Below are 15412 nucleotides of genomic sequence, written 5' to 3' on the forward strand. Positions count from 1 at the left end.
TGCTTAAGCTGAAAAATAGACAGGAACCACCCGTTTGGGAGTAGTATCCTGTCCAGTTTCATTTCTTATTCATGTTAATCCTGCACTGGATTGACATTTTGATTGCCGGATTTCCTCTTAAGAACTTCGTGATATATCCTCAAATAACTGTCTGTCATTTTTTTATTGGTGAACCGTGTATGAACATACCCTCTCAAAAGGTGCGGAGAAGGATATTTTTTCTGACGGACCTTTACTGCCATTTCATTCACAGTACTACAGATCAGAGCAGGAAATCCGGACAATACTTCCGGCACCGAGCCTCTTCTGAGTGCCAGCACCGGAGTACCGCAAGCCATACTTTCCACCATTACAAGACCAAAGGGTTCTTCCCATAATGACGTGAACAGCACACATTCCGCATGCTTGATCAGCTTTTGCTTCACTTTTCCACCCACAGGCCCAACATATTGGATCTTCGGATTGTTCCGTATGCGCGGGATAACCTCTCTCCGAAAAAAATCAGGGGCCTTTACCGGGCCGGCGATAATCAGCCTCTTCCCCGTCTTCTCAGCAACTTGTATGGCCTGCAATACCCCCTTATTACGAATAATCCTGCCCAGAAACAACATGTATTCATGTTTTTCTGTGCTAAATTCATATTCACTAGGGTTTATCCCATTATAAACGTATAAGCCTTTGTTGTTTCCGAGTAGCCTGCGGGCACGCTGACTTACGTATACGGGATACCTGACCCGCCGCTTGACCGGGATATGGACAGTGCACACTGTAGGAATCCTTGGATTCACTGTGCCAAGCGCAGAACGGAACGAATGGTCATGGATAATATCCGTCCCCTCAGGAATTCTGCCCAGTACAAATCTCGCGAGGCCTTCATGCCTAAGCCCCTTTGGATAAGGGATAAGCTTTGCCTTGCTCCGGCTCCCCGAAGCCGCAAATAAATAGACCTCATGTCCCCGTCTAACCAGTTCCTCCGTCAGCTCATATACAATTTTCTCAGTCCCTCCCTTAACAGAAGGCAGAGGCTGGGCTTGCGGATAATTTGAGATCACTTGTACAATTGTTAATTTATTATTTTCTGGAAGCTTAACGGTCTTTTTCATTATAGCCGAGCTCCCTTCAGCTCTTCGTTGTTATCCTGCAGGTTCAGGGATACATTAAGCTATGCAATTAAACAAATCTTGACCGGGCACCGGACGACATTGACCGGTGGCATTATTTGACTAACTAAAAACCGGGCTTTAGGCAATATTAATTTCGGGGAAAAACTCTTCGAGGAGGAATTTATTTAATGAAAAAGTTGTCTGTAGCGATCTTGTCCGTATGTTTGATGATGAGCGCCGCTTCTGTGGTACAAGCTGCTCCTGTTGAAACAAAGCATGAGCAAATGCATCATGAGAAGAAATTACATGCCGAAAGCGTCCACAAAGCAAAAATGCACAAAGAGCATGCTAAGAAAATGCACATGAAACAGCATGCAGTCAAAGGAATCAAGGCCAAAAGCATGGAAGGGAAAATGATAAAGGATAAAACCCTGAAGGCCAAAAGCCTGAATGCTAAGAGCATTAAAGCGAAAGCCACCAAAATGCCAAAATCCGGCTTCGGCGGTGCCAGCGAACAAATGGAATAGGAGGATGAAAGAGGGTGAAGCTCACTTCTCCCTCTTTCTTTTCTACACATGAAAAAAAGGCTGTCCGTATTTTTATTGATGTTCATTTGTCTCAGTCTTGCCGGCTGCTTCGAATCCCCGACCGGTCATAAGGAACAACCGGAGGACTTGACTCCCGAATCCGCGTTGTCTTCGCCAACCCCGCCGTCGCCGGCGGAAAAACCAAAAATGACAAAACTCGAAAAACCCGGGATTGTTCCGGTGAAATTTCTGCCGGACCGGATGGAGATTCCTTCGATCTCTGTGAAGGCAGCCATTAAGCCTGTTTCGATCCTGGCCAATGGTCAAATGGATGTGCCCAAGGACACCGATGTGGCGGGTATTCTGTATCCGGGAATTGTACCCGGGGAAAAGGGAAACGTTATTATTGACGGTCATGTGGACAGCTACACAGGTCCGGCGGTGTTCTACAAATTGAAGAGGCTGAAGCCGGGAGACCAAATTATTGTCTCCGACAACAAAAACCACAAGCTGGCCTATACTGTCGAGTCGGCAGAGGTCTATCCTCCGGCAGAAGCGCCAGTGGAGCGGATATTCGGCAAAACCGAGGAATACCGCCTGAATCTTATCACCTGTACGGGAAGGTACAGCAGAAAGAAAAAGGAACATGAGCACAGGTTGGTCATCTTTGCGAAGATAGGTGATAAATCATGAAGCAGTTCAGAAAAAACAGGTGTCTGCGTGCAGCAGCCATTGTCATCATAGTTACGGCTGCTTTATATTTTCCGCTCCCGAGGGCGGCAGCAGATTCAGAGAAGCATGAGATTGAATCAACGCTGAACCATATTTTCCAGGAGAGGGCGGAAATGTTGCTGCACCCGCAGTCGGAGGCCGTCAACAATTATTATCTTCCGGATAAATCAAGCCAAATGGCGCTGGAGCATGAGCGTTTCCGGGCTGAGTATGTAACAAGCTGGGCAGACAAAAGAACCATTAAATTGACAAGCTCTGAGTCCGGTATCCGGATCATCCGTCAGAGCATCATTGGCGATATGGCCCGGATTTCCCTGGTTCAATCACATAAGGTAGGTTATGTATACATCAATAAAGTAACGATGCCGGAACAGGTTTTCGGTGTTGGAACGAGGCATTCTCTCACATTAAAGAAAGATAACGGCGCTTGGAAGATTGCGAGGGAATGGTATCTCGATCCGCTGGACGAGGACCCGCGTAAAATTGCGGAGGGACCGGAGAGAGCAGCTTCATCACCCAAAGCAAAATTAGAGCCGGGGGACGGAAAAAAATATAAGCGCAAGCGTGCCGTGCAATATGCCCATAAATATGCCGGTGCCGCATGGGGTGCGGGAAACCAGCATCACTATAACCAAAAATATTTGGATTACACAAGTAAAGGCGGCGACTGCACAAATTTCGCTTCACAGGTCATCGGCGATCAGGAGGAAGGCGGAGGGTTGCCTATCGCGGGAGGGTGGCGGTATTTTGCCAATTCAGGCGGCACCCAAACCTGGGTGCAGACCGATGCTTTCAGTAATTTCCTAATTAGATCCGGGTACGGCAAGCTTATTGCCAAGGGCGACTATCAGCATATTGCAACTCCTTCGCCAAAACACCCGGAGGGTGCAATTGCCGAGCTGCAGCCCGGCGATCTTATCGGTTATATTCTCCGCCATGACGATACAGACCACTTCTCCATCGTTGTCGGCTTCGATGATCGCGGCTATCCTCTGGTCGACTCCCACACAGCAGACCGTTACCGTGTGCCCTTTGATCTGGGCTGGGACCGGAATACCAAATATCAGTTGTTTCACATCAGGGATTAGTAAATTGATGCTTGTCAGCATAACACAGGTTTATCGTAATACAGTAGATATATAAACCTATGCTGTTGTGCTGGAGGAAATATGAGAATACCCCGGCTTTTGAAGCAGTCTGCAATTAGGGCCGGCGCCATGCTGCTAGTGAAATTGATTGGACTGGCCGGCCGTGTGCTCCTGACCCGGCTGGTTGGCGCAGAAGGAATTGGACTTTACCAAATTGCTTATTCATTCTATGGCTTCGTGCTTATGCTTACGGGCGGCATACCCACGACACTTGCCATTGCAACTGCAAAAGCCCCCTCACAAGGCTGGAAATTCCTGAAGATCATCTCGCTGGGCATGATTCTTTCAGGAGGAATACTCAGTCTGTTGATTTACAGCAATTCATCTGTGATCTCCGGTTGGCTTGGCAATCCTTCCCTGGAATACGCGGTGCGCAGTCTGGCCCCTTCCATCTTCGCAGTTCCGCTGCTCAGCCTGGCAAGAGGATATCTGCAAGGAATGAAGCAAATCGGAATTATCGCATGCTCCGAGATCGCCGAGCAGTTAACCAGATTTCTGTTCATGCTGCTCATTATCTGGCAACTGGGGTGGCTTGGAATTGAGCGGGCAGTAGGCTATGGACTATACGGCACAGTGATTGGGGCTGTACTCTCATTCACTCTGGTGACCGTTTATATTTCAATAAACAACAAGAGGTTCACCTTTATCGAGCCATTTCACCGGCCGCTGCACCTGATATGGTTCGTCAAAACCTCACTTGTTATTTCAGCTACACGTATGCTTATCCCGGCCTCGGAATTCATTGATGCTCTGCTTATTTCAAACCGGCTGCTGGCGGCAGGATACAGCACCTCCGAAGCAACTGCAATATACGGAGTAATCTACGGAATGGCGGTCATCATCGTGTATTCCCCCACGCTTCTGACCGGAGCCCTCAGCCATACCGTATCCATGCATATTGCCGCCGCCTGGCAGCAGGGAAATCAGCAAAGAGCGGCCAGCCTTTCAAGCCTGGCGCTGTATGCCTGCTGGTTATGGGGACTGGTGTGCGGATTGTTTTTGTTCGTGTATGCGGATGAGCTGTCCTTCTATATCTTCAATACCGCGCGCGTTAATCAGGTGATCCGGTATCTGGCGTTCATTCCGCTTATCGTCGGCTTTCGGGAGATCTCAACCAGCATTTTATGGGCACAGGATATCCGCAAAAATCCCTTTTTCGGGCTTTTATCAGGAATTATTTGTGCTGTCGGTATCCAGTATTTTCTGGTGGCGCTCCCGGGGTTCAGCTACAAGGGGGCTGCCGCAGGAATACTCATGCTAGAGCTGGTTGCCGCCTGCTGGAATTTCAGAGTACTGCACCTCAGTATGGCAAGCCTAAGGCAAATCCTGCTCCCGCTGCTGTACGATCTTGCCTTTGTATTCGTCACTTTGTCGGCACTGTCACGATTGTTCCACCACTCCGCTGAAATCTTAAGCTTGTGGCGTTTTCTGTTGATGAGCTGCAGCTATTTTACGCTCTCAGGGGTGTACATGTATTTCCGTTCCATACGAAAGCTGCTATAGCTGCGGGCTGAAGCCTTATTCCGCGTTGTCGTAAAGGGCGATCAGTTCATCGAAGGCGGAAATAATCACGTCAGAGCCTTTCAGCTCATCCTGCCGTCCAAAACCCGCGTAGGCGCAGCCGATGACCGTCTGACCGTTGCCTTTGCCGGCCTCCACATCAGATGAGCGGTCACCTACCATCCAGGCATCCTTGATGCCGTTATCGTCCAGCAGAATGCGCAGCAGCTCGGTTTTGGTCGCAGTGCCTTGTCCGCCTGCACTGTAGAGGCCATCGAACAGCTCTCTCAGCTCATGCACCACAACAATGCTGTCAATATAGTCCTTCAGCCCGTTGCTGGCAACGAACAGCTTCACACCACGCTCATGCAGCGCAGCAAGCGTTCCGGTTACCTTCGGATACAGTAATGTGCCTCCGGCTTCCAGGCCTTCAATCTCCAGTTGCAGCAGCAGCTCATCGGCACGGCGGTGAACGGCTTCACCGGCATCCGGCATCACTCTCTTCCAGATATCCGCCAGCAGCATGCCCAGGCTGCTCAGAATCAGCTCTTCAGGCGGAGTCGGCCCGTGATACAGCCCCTCCCCGCGCAGCGCATCGAACATTTTATGATACGCAGGCAACAGCAGGCTCTCTGTCTGAAACAGCGTTCCATCCATATCAAAGATTATCGCTTCCGGCTTCTTCAGTTTCAAGAATGACCCATCCCTTTCATTATGTATGCATAGGCCTATGATATAGGACAAAAGGGACCGGAAGCAAGCGCCATACGGCACTGCTCCGGTCCCTGCTGTTATACGATTTGTAATGTTGGGTAATCAGATTATATGCGGTCGAAGCTCGCGATCAATTCGTCAAGCACATCCTTGCTGACCATCTTGCCTTTGAAGTTGATCAGATTTTCCGCACTTCCGGAGAAGATGCAGGTAGGCTCGTATTTTCTGAGAATAATCTTTTCACCATCGACAAAAATTTCAAGTGGGTCTTTTATGTCAATTCCCATTGTTCTGCGCAGTTCAATCGGAATCACGATACGTCCCAGTTCATCTACTTTTCTTACAATACCTGTTGCTTTCATCTTTAGTATCCTCCCTTGAAATAACACTTATATAATCATTGGTGTTAAAAGCTTTTAATGCTTCTAAAAAGTTGAAATGATTACTTTATATTTGCATTGTAAGGTGCTATTTCTTTCCTGTCAATTTTATTTCTACATCTTTTGATATTAATCGACAAATAATTCGACAAATTTCTGAGGCCATTCGACAAAATATTGATTTCAGGCCTGATCTGGCGGCCATTATATAGACCTCTCCACTTGACAGTAAAGTTATACCTTCTATATATTTTAATCACTATACTAAATTGGAGTGTTTCCATGAGCGCAAAAGCAGAGAAAGAACAAGCCATTTATAGAGTCATGGACAACATGGCCAGTGTGCAGCAGAAATCGCAGGCTTTCGTAGACCTGATCTCTAAGCGGGAATCGCTATCCCAGAACCAAATCATGTTAATGTTTCAGCTTCAGCTCACAGGCAGCTTGAATATAACAGATATTGCTGAAAGATTCATGATTACGCCTGGAGCCGCTTCATTCATGTGCGATAAGCTGGAGGATCAGGGATATGTCGAAAGAATCCGCACGAAGGAAGACCGCAGAGTGGTCAAAATCGTTCTCACAGAACAAGGAACACAGCGCATACACTCCCTATTCGATACATTTGAGGCGGCGGAGCTGGACAAGATATCCAAGACACTGCAGAAGATCAATGACCTGATGAGCGACATTGTAAAATAAGCAAATGGACTATTGCACACTGCACTCTCCACATGAGATGCAGTTTTTTTGTGTGCTTTTTTTATTTTATATTGATTATATATTTTAATTATTATATATTTTAGTTACTAAAATAAATGAAAATGGTGATGAATCTAAAATGCCGAATCCAGCCCAGGCACCTCCGGTAAAAGTACGCGGTTCCCTGATTCGGCGGGGAGATATGGAGGCTTCTCTGGTGAACATTGTTGGACATTTGCATGTTGAAGGTGATTTGAAAGCAGCGGAGCTGAAGATCAAAGGAGAATGCTCCATCGGACATTCCTGCCAGGCGGATGAAGTAGCTATCCTCGGAAGTCTTCGTGCCGGGTCCCTCCGGGCAGACAGGGTTCATTCGGCCGGATACTTGTCCGTTGCACAAGAAGCTGTTGCAGACGATTTCCAGGCAGACGGCAGTGTGCGGATCAACAGCTTGTCCTGCGCCGGAACGATTTATATTCGCCTGGGTTCAAGATGCATGATTACACACATGACAGCCGGAGAGAAGATTGCCATATCGCCTTCTTCCAGGCTGATTAATCTTTTGATGAGCCCTTTTCGGAGATTAAGCTGTGAGACCATTGAAGGCGCGGCAGTTACGTTGTACCGGACGACAGCCAGCCTCGTCAGCGGGGAGGATATCATCATTGGACCCGGATGCATTATTCAAGAAGTCCGTTATAGCCGAACACTTGTTGTTGATTCCAAATCACGGGTTGACAAAACCATTCAGATCAATGGTCCCGGAGGGATTGTATGAGACACCACTCTAATTCAAGGCCTTATATACTACAATTCATCGCCAAAAGCTGTGTCCTCTTATTTTTGGTGCCCATTCTCAGTACTTGGTTGGCGGGGAGTGCAATGTGTGCTGTTATTGCTCCGATTGCCGGCGTGCTGCGAACCTTGGGGGTTAGCGGCAAGGAATGAGGATATCCCCCGGTTACTCCTTGCCGGTTATGTTCAGCATTCCATTTGGCCTGGTGCTAGCCTTAGTGCTTGCTATATCGTTTTATTACACTAGACGCTTGCTGCGGATCTGCCTGAAGTTTATACAAAGCTAGCTAGAAACCCTCCGTGAATTGGGAGAAATTCTTCCCGCTCACGGAGGGTTTTCATAAACCTCTACAGTTTTTTTATACCATGTAATCAGTCTCGGCTCCTTCAGCATCAACGCAATGAATGTTCGTGCGATAGGTTTGCAGGTCAATGTAAAGCTCGCAGCTTGCACCCTCTTTATGCCAGGCGAGCCGGACCTCCTCTCCGGGTGATGGAATGACGGTAAATGCTCCGTTAAAGGTCTCACACGTATTGCGGAATCGAATCAGCTTCATCAGCCGCTGAACGACTGTTTTTTCCAGCGCCTGATCAATCTCTTCCACGGAGTAATTGTGGCGGTTGATTTCTCTTCCTTCTCCGGTCTCTTGGACACGTGCATAATCGTTCTCGCCGGCGAGTAAGCCAACATAGTAGACCTGAGGAATTCCCGGCGCGAAAAATTGAATGGCTCTGGCCGCCATATATGCATCATCATCGCAATTGAGCGCACTGTAATAGGTGCAGCGAATTTGATGGACGTCAAAGCCGTCCTCCCCTTTATGCTCTTCCGACAAAATCAGGCTTAGGTTCGCCCCTCTTTCCACACAAAGGTCTACCAGTTGTCTAGCTTCACCGTCATCAATGAGATCATCCAGGTCCGGCTTGACGGGAATGCCGTCATGGCAATCGAGCATGGTGAACTGTTTATGTGGACGATTCTTTAGATAGCGGCACAATTCCTGGCTGGAGCGATTCACAAGCGTTTCCAGCACCCTGTAGGGGAGAATAAAGTCGTATATCCAGCTTCCATGCTCCGCCAATCTGTATTGAGTGCTGTAATGCGCATGGACTTCCGGCAGCAGTTCAATATCCAGCGAATCGGCCATCTCCTTCACCCAATCGAGAAACAAATATATATCCGGCTCCACGAAAAAGCAGCTCGTTCCGAGTTTTTTGATCACATAGCCAACCGCATCCAGCCGCACAATTTTTACGTTATTCTTTTTGAAATGCGTGAAGAATTCAGTCAAGAGCATCTTCGTCAGCGGGGAATGGACATCCAGATCAATTTGTTCGGAGGGATTCGTTTTGCCGAAGGTCGTCCAGACCTTCATTTCTGCTCCGGTTTCTTGAATCTCGAACGTGGAGTAAGGAACAGAACGGCGCAGAAACATTTTCTCCATATCCGCTTGTACCGGCTCTCCATCTTTCCACACTTTATCGAGCGTCAAAAACAAATCGCTATGTGCCGAGGCTTCCCCCTTGGCAAGGAAGTCCTGAAAGTAAGGGGACTGCCTTGAGATGTGATTGACCATCAGATCAACCAATAGATCGAATTGCTCCCCAATCGCCTGCATGTCTTCCCATGAACCGAAGTCCGGATCAATCTCCAGGTAAGTGAGCGGTGCGAACCCCCGGTCCCCTGACGACGGAAACGGCGGGAGGATGTGGATTCCCCCTTCGAAAATATCAGTGAAATATTTGCGAAGAACGTGAGACAGTGTTGCCAGGTCTCCCCCCATCGAATCAGGATACGTAATTAACTGTACTTGATTCCTAAGCGTCATCCGTACGCCTCCTATAAGCCAAATTGTTTTTTTAGTGCTTCAAGCGTCGGAAGATTGACTACTGCACCCATATATTTCAATTTGTAGGCGCTAACCGCAAAGCCGAGTTCCAGCGCTTTCTGAATGGTGTATCCTTTGACCACAGCGGCATAGAACCCCGACCAAAAAGCGTCTCCGGCCCCAGTCGTATCTTCGATTTCGGTAGCCATAGTTTCCAAAGTGACCGTTTCTTTTCCGGTAGATACAATCGCGCCTTCCTTGCCCAAGGTCATAACTACCAGTTTCGCGCCCAATTCCAAGAACCTCTCGACTTGATCCGCAGGCGGGCTTGGTCCAAACAGACGCTCAGCATCATCCTCCGAGGGTTTGATAATATCGACCTTGGAGATCATAGATTTGACATACGATACGCCATCCTCACCCTTCTGCCAAATCAGAGGATGGTAGTTAGGATCAAAGCCAATCAGCAGCTTATGCTCCCTTGCTTTTTCGATCACCTGTTCAACAGTATGGCGCGACGGAGCCTTTGAGATCGGCCAGCAAGAAAAGTGGACGACTTTGGAGCTGAGCAAGGCCTGCTCTAAAGCATCATTGTACGCCAATTCATTGTCCGCTCCGCGATAAAAGATTGGAATAGGCGTTCCCTGGCTTTTTGTGATGACCACCATACTGGTGGATTCGTCCACCCGCTGGACCCCGCTGATATCCATTCCCGCTGTCTGCAATCTCTCTAAGAGGAAGGTTCCGAAATTGTCCTTTCCAACCGCCGAAACGATATGAGACCGTATGCCAAGCTTATTGACATTGATGGCAATATTGGAGGGAGCCCCTCCAAAATATCTAGTATATCCGTCGCAACCGAGCGCATCGCCATAATCGTCGGAAATCATGTCAACGAGCAGTTCTCCAACAGTTAACAGATCATTTGGTTTTTCTTCAAGGGGTATTGCCATATTAAGATCAAACACTTGATCACCACCTCTTACACCGAAATCCTTTCGTCCTTAACCTTATTGCTGCATGCGTAATACTTCACAAAAACCTGCTAATTATTCAAGCTAAAGGCTCTTGCCAATGCGTTAACATAATCCGTTCTGGCACGCTTGCTAACCTCAGCGTTCGGAACGACGTGCTCAAAGCCATGATAGCCGCCGGGATACAGGTGAAATTCCACATCGACCCCGGCCTGTGCCAAGCGGGCGACATATTCAATCGTCTCATCCCGGAATGGATCAAGCTGTCCGATGCATGTATAGGCGGGAGGCAGGCCGGTCAAATTGTTCGAGCGGCTAGGCGCTGCGTAAGGAGACACATGGTCGCCGGCAGGTCCGCCAAGATACATCTCCCACGCTGCCAGATTGTTGGCCCGGTTCCAAACCGCCGGATCGGTAATTTCATGGCTGGAAGGCGTAACATTCCGCTCGTCAAGCATCGGGTACAGCGGCATCTGGAAGCAGAGGGAAGGACCGCCCTTATCCCGGGCCATCAGCGCCAAGGCTGCAGCCAGCCCTCCTCCGGCGCTCGCCCCGCCGACTGCAATCCGGGTCAAATCTATATTGAGCTCATTATCGAATCCAGCCAGCCAGATCAGAGCGGCGTAGCAGTCCTCTATAGCTGCCGGATACGGATGTTCAGGCGCAAGCCGGTAATCAGGCGATACAACAACACAGCCCGCAGCCTTTACAAAGCTTTGACATAGCGCATCTTCTCCGCTTGGATGTCCAAGCACATACCCGCCGCCGTGCGTCCAGAGAAGCGCTGGCAACGCAGTACCATTCCGCTGAACCGGCTCGTAGATTCTGACCGATATCAGACTGGAACCGGCAACCGGCAATTCCCGTTCCGTAATTCGAACAAGCTCCGACTTTTCGGCAGGCGGTTGAACAAGCTGGCGAGCGGAAGCCAGATCACCAGGCAAATACAGCGGCGGCAATTGTACTAATCCGTCTTTTAGCTCCGGGGCTACTCGGTTCTTCAAATCCATCTATATTTCCTCCATTATGCTTTGCATTATGTTTCGCTTTCCGTAAACCCGCTTTCGTTCCGTCACGCTCAAGTCGTTCCCTTCTCGAGCAATTTGACCGGAAGAATGGTCGCAAGCGGCACCTGTTCCCCCGCAATCTGCTGAAGCAGGTAAGTGATCGCCAGTTCCCCCATTTTCTTGATTGGCTGCTCAATGGTAGTCAAATCTTCCACGTTGCCAAAAGAAATCCCGTCATACCCGACCACCTTTACTTCATCAGGAACGCCTTTGCCAATCTTTCTGCAATTCTTCAACACTTGCAAGGCCAGCATGTCGCTGCTGGCAAATACACCGTCAATATCAGGATTCTCCTGAAATAAGCGGCGGACCAGCTCCTCGTATTCCTTGTATTTAAAGCCGTTCAGATCCGTTTGTTTTACGATGAACTCAACGTCTTTCCCCCTCACTTGTTCCAGGAAAGCGTCATGCCTCTGCTTAGCCAAGAGGTTGAGCTGTAGATTACCACTTATATATGCTATCTTTTTACAATTTTTCTTCAATAAAAGCTTGGTCGCCAATTCCCCTCCATGATAATTATCGGAAGAAATAAAAGGAATGGATTTTGAGATTTGCCGATCCAAGGTTACCAGCGGAAGATTGATCGACGTATAATCCTCCACTCTCATCGTATGGCTGCCCATTATAATTCCGTCAACCTGACTGGCTCTCAGCAAATCTATATATTCCTTCTCTTTTTTCTTGTGGAGCAAGGAATTGCACAGCATCAGCTTATACCCCTGCTCGTAGGCATAGGATTCAATGTGCTTGGTTACTTCTCCGAAGAATGGATGGGATATATCAGGTATGATTAGACCTATGACATTGGATTTTTTCCGCAGCAAAGACCGTGCCAGCTCATTCGGCTGGTAATTCATCTCCTCCATGGCTTCATTTACTCTCTGCTTCAGACCATCGCTTAAATAACCCCGATTGTTGAGAACACGGGAAATGGTTGTGACGGAAACTCCAACCTTCTCTGCAATATCTTTAATTGTTACAACCATCCATAACCTCCTTCCAGAATAAGTTCTCTTTACCCCTCATGTTAACCGGTTAATATACAAGAAGAGGCACGGCCTCACAGGAAGAATCCGGCCTCTTCTGCGCCACCCCTGTGAAGTTCCCTCTGGCAGTAAAACCGTTATTGCTCTTGCTTTATGTCGTCCCCCGCTCAATAAGAGCAACCGGAAACGTGCTCTGCATGTCAATGTCTTCACCCTCGATTTGCTTAACAACTAACTGGATCATGTATTCGCTCATTTCCCGAATCGGTTGTCTTACCGTGCTAAGCCGCGGCGTAATCAGGGATGCGAGCTGCACATCATCGTACCCGACAATTCTGATCTCTGAAGGAATGTCTTTCTTAAGCTGACGGCAAGCTTGAATGACCCTGGCGGCAATCACATCGCTGCTGGCGAATACACCGTCTATTTCGGGATGCTCTTGTAAAAAACGGACAATTGCACAGTCATCCCCGCTGTCATCCTTTCCTTCCTCCTCTAATTGAAAGTGAAGGGGTTCTATTCCCGCGTTCTTCAGCTCTGCATCATATCCACGCTCTCTCTCACTAGCCAGCATAGCCCGGTGATAAGGACCGTCTATCCCACGATACATGAAAACCGGCTTGCGGCAGCCTTTATCAATCAATATTTTTGTGGCGAGCCTGCCGCCTTCCAAATTGTCTGAGGTGACCACAGGTATATCCTCCGATAAGAAGCGGTCGAATGAGACCATTGGCAGATTCAGATGAAGATAATGCTGAACATCCAGCACCGCACTGCCCATGATGATTGCGTCGACTTGATTCTTCTTCAGCATGTCGATATAATCGCCTTCCTTTGAAACATTGCGGTTTGAATTGCACAGCAGCAGCTTATAGCCCTTTTGATCCGCGAAATACTCAAGATGATAGGTCAGCTCGGCAAAAAAAGGATGAGCAACCGTAGGTATAATCAGTCCGATCATATTTGACTTTTTTTTAAATAATGCCCGGGCCATTTCGTTCGGCTGATAATTAAGCTCCTTCATAACCTGATGCACTTTCTCCCTAGTCTCCTGACTGATATACCCCCGGTTGTTGAGCACGCGGGAAACCGTGTTAACTGAGAGACCGGCCTGTTTTGCAACGTCTTTAATTTTTGGCATAAAGACCACCTTGCTTTTTTATCCAATTATAAATTAAACCCGGGTTTATTTCAGCAAGAAAACGCGGGTTATGCTTATCCGCTTATTTCAAAGCTCCTTCCGTAATGCCTTGTATGATTTGCTTTTGTAAAAACAGATAGATGACCAGCACAGGAATGATCGTCATAATGAGCCCTGCCATTAAAGGCGCATAATCAACCGAATAGGAAGAAAAGAAGGCATAGGTCGACAATGGCAGTGTCTTCTGGTCTGAAGACAGCAGCACGAGACTCGGCAGCAAATAATCGTTCCAAATCCAGAGCACGTCCAGAACAAGCAGCGTTACGAAAACCGGCTTTAGCAAAGGCAGCACAACACTAAAGAACGTTCTCAGCCTTGAACTGCCTTCAATAAAAGCAGATTCCTCCAGCTCATATGGAATTCCCTTGATAAACCCGTGAAAGGTAAATACGCCAAAGGGAACCCCGAATCCCAAATACATAAACAACAAGGTCATTTTATTGTTCAGCAGGTCCATATTGCCATATAACATCACCAGAGGAATCATAAGCACCTGAAACGGAAGCGCCATTGAGGCCAGCATAAGGAAAAACAGGAACGCGTTCAGCTTCCATTTATAGCGTACAAACAAATACCCTGTCATCGCTGAAAAAATAATGATGATAAATACGGCTATGGCCGTGATGATCAACGAATTCACAAAGCCCTGCAAAAAGTCCATGTCCTTAAATGCGCTTGCATAATTATCAAATTTTATCGTTGCTGGTAACGACAAAGGGTTTTCGAAGAATTGCTGCGTTGTTTTGAAAGAGTTCATCACAATTAACAGGAAGGGAGTCAAAAATGCAAGCAACAACAGATACAAAAGCACCGATTTCACCCGGGAGCTGAGCCGCTGAGCATTCATTACGATTCCACCTCCAATTTCTTGAGCAGATAAGATTGAGTCAGCGCTATGAGCGCTACGACAGCGAACAGGACGACGGCTTCCGCCTGACCGATGCCATATTGATTGGACAGGAAGGCTTTTTGAACGATATGGTAAGTGGCGAGTTCAGTCGAATTGAAGGGGCCGCCTTTGGTTAAGGAGAGGTTGATATCGTAAGTCAGGAATGAACGGGACAGCGAAATGAATATGCAGATCACGATGGCCGGAACCGTAAGCGGAAGTATGATTCTACGGATAACCGAGGAACGGCTGGCCCCGTCAATGCTGGCTGCTTCCAGAACGTCAGTGGGGACACCTGTGAATCCGGCAATATAAATAATCATTAGATAACCGACCAACTGCCAGGCCGTCGCGATGATGAGTGCCCAGAACGCAGTCTGTGTATCCGTCAGCCAGGAGGTTGAAAATATCTCCCATCCATATTTATTGCCCAAGTAAGGCAACACCTGCGAGAACAAGGTCTGCCACAAGTACCCCAGCACGATGCCCCCAACCAGGTTGGGCGTGAAGAAGCCTGTGCGGAGCCATTGTTCCCCTCTTCCCCCTCTGGTTAGGGCCAGGGCGATGAAAAATGCAAATAAATTGGCGATAAGCACGGTAAAGAAGACAAACTTAAGGGTGAACCCTAATTGGCCAAGGAAAATTTTATCGTGGAACACCTCAGAGTAGTTGGCAAATCCGATGAAGCTGCTGTCGGCAGTTCGAACATCCCAATTCGTAAAAGTCAAATATAAGCCGACCACGAACGGGATAACAACAACAGCGGCAAACGCAAATACGGAGGGACCGCCGAATATCAGGAATGTTCCTACGTTTTTTACGGATAACTTGTTCTTCATAGTGCTTCCCCCTTTCTTGACGAAAA

General features: G+C 48.1%; 16 protein-coding genes. 6 read left to right on the plus strand and 10 right to left on the minus strand.

Going from position 1 to position 15412, the window contains the following annotated elements; translation table 11 throughout:
- Positions 1 to 74: 74 nt before the first annotated feature.
- Positions 75 to 1103: a glycosyltransferase gene (locus B212_RS0116740; protein WP_019912079.1), complete on the minus strand. Its 1029-nt coding sequence runs from the start codon at positions 1101 to 1103 to the stop codon at positions 75 to 77.
- 188 nt (positions 1104 to 1291) lie between these two features.
- Here B212_RS0116740 and B212_RS0116745 point away from each other — a divergent pair, with 188 nt between their 5' ends.
- From B212_RS0116745 to B212_RS31685, 4 genes are all read left to right on the plus strand, one after another.
- On the plus strand, positions 1292 to 1630 hold the full coding sequence (locus tag B212_RS0116745; protein WP_019912080.1) for a hypothetical protein: 339 nt from the start codon (positions 1292 to 1294) through the stop codon (positions 1628 to 1630).
- 207 nt (positions 1631 to 1837) lie between these two features.
- A complete protein-coding gene (locus tag B212_RS0116750) occupies positions 1838 to 2323 on the plus strand; it encodes a class F sortase (RefSeq protein ID WP_198015866.1) in 486 nt (161 codons plus the stop codon).
- Positions 2320 to 3450 carry an amidase domain-containing protein gene (locus tag B212_RS0116755; protein ID WP_019912082.1) on the plus strand — a complete coding sequence of 377 codons (1131 nt, stop codon included), beginning with the start codon at positions 2320 to 2322 and terminating at the stop codon, positions 3448 to 3450. The genes B212_RS0116750 and B212_RS0116755 overlap by 4 nt, the downstream gene beginning before the upstream one ends.
- 81 nt (positions 3451 to 3531) lie before the next feature.
- Positions 3532 to 5013, plus strand: coding sequence for an oligosaccharide flippase family protein (locus B212_RS31685; RefSeq protein WP_019912084.1), 1482 nt, complete (start codon positions 3532 to 3534; stop codon positions 5011 to 5013).
- A 15-nt stretch (positions 5014 to 5028) separates the two neighbouring features.
- Here the strand turns inward: B212_RS31685 and B212_RS0116765 are convergent, their stop codons facing one another.
- Together B212_RS0116765 and B212_RS0116770 are read right to left on the minus strand one after the other, a co-directional pair.
- Positions 5029 to 5703, minus strand: coding sequence for an HAD family hydrolase (locus B212_RS0116765; protein ID WP_019912085.1), 675 nt, complete (start codon positions 5701 to 5703; stop codon positions 5029 to 5031).
- A 128-nt stretch (positions 5704 to 5831) separates the two neighbouring features.
- Positions 5832 to 6086, minus strand: coding sequence for an AbrB/MazE/SpoVT family DNA-binding domain-containing protein (locus B212_RS0116770; protein ID WP_019912087.1), 255 nt, complete (start codon positions 6084 to 6086; stop codon positions 5832 to 5834).
- A 300-nt stretch (positions 6087 to 6386) separates the two neighbouring features.
- Here B212_RS0116770 and B212_RS0116775 point away from each other — a divergent pair, with 300 nt between their 5' ends.
- Both B212_RS0116775 and B212_RS0116780 read left to right on the plus strand, forming a co-directional pair.
- On the plus strand, positions 6387 to 6806 hold the full coding sequence (locus B212_RS0116775) for a MarR family winged helix-turn-helix transcriptional regulator (protein ID WP_019912088.1): 420 nt from the start codon (positions 6387 to 6389) through the stop codon (positions 6804 to 6806).
- A gap of 139 nt (positions 6807 to 6945) precedes the next feature.
- Positions 6946 to 7584 (plus strand): hypothetical protein, encoded by a 639-nt coding sequence (locus B212_RS0116780; RefSeq protein WP_019912089.1) that lies wholly within the window; start codon positions 6946 to 6948, stop codon positions 7582 to 7584.
- Between the two features lie 376 nt (positions 7585 to 7960).
- Here B212_RS0116780 and gtfA read toward each other — a convergent pair whose 3' ends face one another.
- The 7 genes from gtfA to B212_RS0116820 all read right to left on the minus strand — a co-directional run bounded on the left by gtfA (position 7961) and on the right by B212_RS0116820 (position 15386).
- Positions 7961 to 9430 carry a sucrose phosphorylase gene (gene gtfA / locus B212_RS0116790; protein ID WP_019912092.1) on the minus strand — a complete coding sequence of 490 codons (1470 nt, stop codon included), beginning with the start codon at positions 9428 to 9430 and terminating at the stop codon, positions 7961 to 7963.
- A gap of 11 nt (positions 9431 to 9441) precedes the next feature.
- Positions 9442 to 10398, minus strand: coding sequence for a carbohydrate kinase family protein (locus tag B212_RS0116795; protein ID WP_019912093.1), 957 nt, complete (start codon positions 10396 to 10398; stop codon positions 9442 to 9444).
- A gap of 77 nt (positions 10399 to 10475) precedes the next feature.
- Positions 10476 to 11414, minus strand: a complete 939-nt coding sequence (locus tag B212_RS0116800; protein ID WP_019912094.1) for an alpha/beta hydrolase — start codon at positions 11412 to 11414, stop codon at positions 10476 to 10478.
- Positions 11415 to 11482: 68 nt separating this feature from the next.
- Positions 11483 to 12457, minus strand: a complete 975-nt coding sequence (locus B212_RS0116805; RefSeq protein WP_019912095.1) for a LacI family DNA-binding transcriptional regulator — start codon at positions 12455 to 12457, stop codon at positions 11483 to 11485.
- A gap of 151 nt (positions 12458 to 12608) precedes the next feature.
- Complete coding sequence (locus B212_RS0116810) at positions 12609 to 13598, minus strand: LacI family DNA-binding transcriptional regulator (protein ID WP_019912096.1); 990 nt, start codon at positions 13596 to 13598, stop codon at positions 12609 to 12611.
- A gap of 82 nt (positions 13599 to 13680) precedes the next feature.
- A complete protein-coding gene (locus B212_RS0116815) occupies positions 13681 to 14505 on the minus strand; it encodes a carbohydrate ABC transporter permease (RefSeq protein WP_019912097.1) in 825 nt (274 codons plus the stop codon).
- Positions 14505 to 15386 (minus strand): carbohydrate ABC transporter permease, encoded by an 882-nt coding sequence (locus B212_RS0116820; RefSeq protein WP_019912098.1) that lies wholly within the window; start codon positions 15384 to 15386, stop codon positions 14505 to 14507. Before B212_RS0116820 ends, B212_RS0116815 begins: the two co-directional genes overlap by 1 nt.
- Positions 15387 to 15412 lie beyond the last annotated feature (26 nt).

The sequence above is a fragment of the Paenibacillus sp. HW567 genome, assembly GCF_000374185.1.
Classification (GTDB): Bacteria; Bacillota; Bacilli; order Paenibacillales; family Paenibacillaceae; genus Paenibacillus_AQ.

Coding starts and splice junctions, on each gene's coding strand:
- B212_RS0116800 (WP_019912094.1), bottom strand. CDS start 11,414: ATGGATTTGAAGAACCGAGTAGCCCCGGAGCTAAAAGACGGATTAGTA.
- B212_RS0116740 (WP_019912079.1), bottom strand. CDS start 1,103: ATGAAAAAGACCGTTAAGCTTCCAGAAAATAATAAATTAACAATTGTA.
- B212_RS0116770 (WP_019912087.1), bottom strand. CDS start 6,086: ATGAAAGCAACAGGTATTGTAAGAAAAGTAGATGAACTGGGACGTATC.
- gtfA (WP_019912092.1), bottom strand. CDS start 9,430: ATGACGCTTAGGAATCAAGTACAGTTAATTACGTATCCTGATTCGATG.
- B212_RS0116745 (WP_019912080.1), top strand. CDS start 1,292: ATGAAAAAGTTGTCTGTAGCGATCTTGTCCGTATGTTTGATGATGAGC.
- B212_RS0116820 (WP_019912098.1), bottom strand. CDS start 15,386: ATGAAGAACAAGTTATCCGTAAAAAACGTAGGAACATTCCTGATATTC.
- B212_RS0116755 (WP_019912082.1), top strand. CDS start 2,320: ATGAAGCAGTTCAGAAAAAACAGGTGTCTGCGTGCAGCAGCCATTGTC.
- B212_RS0116805 (WP_019912095.1), bottom strand. CDS start 12,457: ATGGTTGTAACAATTAAAGATATTGCAGAGAAGGTTGGAGTTTCCGTC.
- B212_RS31685 (WP_019912084.1), top strand. CDS start 3,532: ATGAGAATACCCCGGCTTTTGAAGCAGTCTGCAATTAGGGCCGGCGCC.
- B212_RS0116775 (WP_019912088.1), top strand. CDS start 6,387: ATGAGCGCAAAAGCAGAGAAAGAACAAGCCATTTATAGAGTCATGGAC.
- B212_RS0116815 (WP_019912097.1), bottom strand. CDS start 14,505: ATGAATGCTCAGCGGCTCAGCTCCCGGGTGAAATCGGTGCTTTTGTAT.
- B212_RS0116810 (WP_019912096.1), bottom strand. CDS start 13,598: ATGCCAAAAATTAAAGACGTTGCAAAACAGGCCGGTCTCTCAGTTAAC.
- B212_RS0116780 (WP_019912089.1), top strand. CDS start 6,946: ATGCCGAATCCAGCCCAGGCACCTCCGGTAAAAGTACGCGGTTCCCTG.
- B212_RS0116750 (WP_198015866.1), top strand. CDS start 1,838: ATGACAAAACTCGAAAAACCCGGGATTGTTCCGGTGAAATTTCTGCCG.